This is a genomic window from Bartonella sp. AP57NXGY, from assembly GCF_042195805.1.
GTDB lineage: Bacteria > Pseudomonadota > Alphaproteobacteria > Rhizobiales > Rhizobiaceae > Bartonella.
This window is the reverse complement of the sequence record NZ_JBHIOZ010000263.1, coordinates 1-1562: the sequence shown is the minus strand read 5'-3', so window position 1 is coordinate 1562 and position 1562 is coordinate 1. Positions and strand designations below refer to the sequence as shown.

The following is a 1562-nucleotide window of genomic DNA, read 5'->3' as shown; positions in this document are numbered from 1 at the left end:
CATGTCTTATGAGAGTATGTGATCTTTTAAAGCCTTTCAAAAGAAAGGGATTATAATCATAATAAATGCTATCAAGATCCTTATGGTTATGAGTTTTGAAGGGGTTTTGAGTTTTGAGGGTTGCTGCTATTATGTAAAAAAACGATAAAAAGTAAAAACGTTATTTTTCAATATGTTAAGATTTTACAGACCTTTAAAAAACAACCCATATTGATAACACAACCTATAAATTCAACTAATAATATACGTTTTGAGGGGGTTTTGACGGTTTTTACACCTTCAAAACCTATAAGCAAAATGAATATACATAACTCTCTTTAAACAAAGCTTTTGATAACAATAAAGCACTCATTTTAGATTACGGTATAATCTCTTAAAGGCAATGTAAAAAAATCTAATTCACTTTAAGAGTGGATTTCTTAAATTTTGCAAAACAATCTAAAAAAATTATTTAAAAGTTCAAATCGTATCTTTAATTTGAATTATAAATACATTATTAGACTTTTGCATTAATCAAAGGTTTATGATGATGAAGTTTTTTATTTTACTTTGTTTGTTAATACTCACAGCTTGTGGTCCTATAACACATTTGAACGGAATTGTTGATCCAAACTACAAGGGACGATTTCAAACGAAAAAGATGGTCATAGGAGGTGTTGGCATGTCTATTTCTGAGCAAAAAGCACTTGAAGACACCTTTGAGAAATCGCTTGCTAAATACAATGTACAGATATTGAGAGGATTAGAACTTTTCCCTCTAACTCGTAATTATTCCTATAACGAGAAAGAGGAAATTATAACAAATAAAGGCGCAGATGCACTCCTAATAGTTAGCGTTGATAATCGTGCTATATCGCAGACATATATCCCGCCAACGTATCATCCGGGAACCTCTACAAGTACTATTTCGGGATTTGGAAACTTTGCTACCATAGAAACTGAGACGACACCAGGTTATGTGACCGGTGGATATAATATTAGTAAGCCCGCCATAAGTGTTAGTGTTTATCTTATTCACCATACAAAAAACAAAGAAACCATATGGCTAGCAAAAGGCTATAGCGATGGAAATGCTTTTGCATCATTTTCTAATCTCATAGTAAGCGTTGCTGAAACAACTGTTGAAAAACTAGCCAAAGAGGGGCTTATAGTCCCAAAGTAGAGTTAGGAAAATAGCAGCATAATCACGAATTTTAGCCACAAGGTCGATGTTAATAAAGCTATCATTTTAGATTACGGTATAATCTTTTAAAGGCGATGTAAAAAAATCTAATTCTATTTAAGAGTGGGTTTCTTAAAAGTCTTAAAGCAATCCCAATAAGAGTGTTTAAAAGTACAAAGCCTTATTTTTAGAATAACGCATATTAGGATTGTATCTAATCAACTTAACAAAAGAGGTATAGATTATGGTTATAAGATTCTATACCCCTTTGTGAGTTTAGCAAGCCAAGTCTATTCAGTTTCTCTAATTTCTAATTTTGGTAAGTTCTTAACGATTTTCATTGTCTCTAAACTTATGGTAATAACCCTCTGAAATAACTCTAGAGGGTAGGCAGGGTTGC

Annotated in this window: 1 protein-coding gene; it reads left to right on the top strand. The window is 32.1% G+C overall.

What is annotated here, in order from left to right:
- The first annotated feature begins 523 nt into the window (after window positions 1-523).
- Entirely contained in the window at window positions 524-1162 is a 639-nt protein-coding gene (locus ACFIL8_RS10110; protein WP_375646243.1) for a hypothetical protein, read from the top strand.
- Window positions 1163-1562: the final 400 nt, after the last annotated feature.

Bases quoted from the DNA above. Each gene is read 5' to 3' on its own strand.
- ACFIL8_RS10110 (WP_375646243.1), top strand. From the start codon at position 524: ATGATGATGAAGTTTTTTATTTTACTTTGTTTGTTAATACTCACAGCT.